Below are 1,046 nucleotides of genomic sequence, written 5' to 3'. Positions count from 1 at the left end.
GTACTTCCTTTAACTCATTAGATGTATTAGGTACTTTCTCAGAAGCACTTGATTTTTCCTGATTTGCCAAAACCATCGTGCTTATTTGTGCGGTCAATTCTTCTTTTTGAGTGCTTAATTGCTTCTCATGATCCTCACCCATCTTTTTCATAGTGAGAGTCAATTCACTAATTTGCTTTTTGAGTGATTCGAGTTCAGATTGTTGGGCAGTTAGTGCATTATCGGCTGCAGCCTCTGTAAACGATTCATCAACAATTCCAGTTATATCTACTGGTTTTTGTATGGAAGGAGTTTTTTTAGGACGACCATCTATAAGCAATACAATCATGATTGCCAGGATAAGCAAAACTCCACTTCCCACCATGATTAATGTACGGAGTTGGCGGCTTTTAACCATTGTATTGAGTTGCCAATTAGCCATGATCCACTCCTGCAACACGGTAAAGCATGGCACGCTCGCGAGGATTAATTGTGGGCTTAGAAAATTTAATCGCTAGAGTATCCTTCTTTGCAAACCATTCTTGAGATAACTCTAAAGGCTCCTTACCTCCATTGTAAAGTTCAATAGTTTCACCTTTAAGCAACCTTCCATCCCACGACTCTTTAGGTAAAAGTGTTAGACCTCTTTCCCAGCGCTGGGCTTTGCCAAATTGATGCGTTACAACCACATCAGTAAAAGGTTTGTGATGTTCCATATGGGTAAGCATTGCAAGAATTGCTTCTGGAATAGCTTCATGAGTCCCAGCTACCGGACTAGTTTTCGTTTGACGAGTAGTTACTCTTACAGGTAGTGGCTGCTGTGGAATGAGTTCAATTGTTTTACCTAATGACTCTTCGCTATTTAAAGTTACCGAAAAGTGACGACCTGCTTCGGTAGTCAAAAACAAGGTAAACGGATTAGTAGCTGCCAACATGATATAAACTGATCCATCCTGCTCATCACGTTTAATAGCCATCGCCTTTTCAGGAAACACCGCTTCCATGATTTTGTCATTTTTCACAAAAATGCGGTTGTAATTTCCCTGGCTTAAAGTTAATGCGATTTC

General features: G+C 40.2%; 1 protein-coding gene and 1 pseudogene. Both read right to left on the bottom strand.

Annotated elements, in window-relative coordinates:
* Positions 1 to 421, bottom strand: a pseudogene (locus tag DGG96_RS20470) (TrbI/VirB10 family protein); the annotation flags it as partial.
* Positions 414 to 1,046: type-F conjugative transfer system secretin TraK (gene traK / locus DGG96_RS20465; RefSeq protein ID WP_110144304.1), on the bottom strand; the 633-nt coding region annotated here is incomplete at its 5' end. The pseudogene DGG96_RS20470 and the gene traK, both read right to left, overlap by 8 nt.

The sequence above is a fragment of the Legionella qingyii genome (assembly GCF_003184185.1).
Note: the sequence above shows the minus strand (reverse complement) of the source record. Positions and strands in the feature narration are given on the sequence as shown.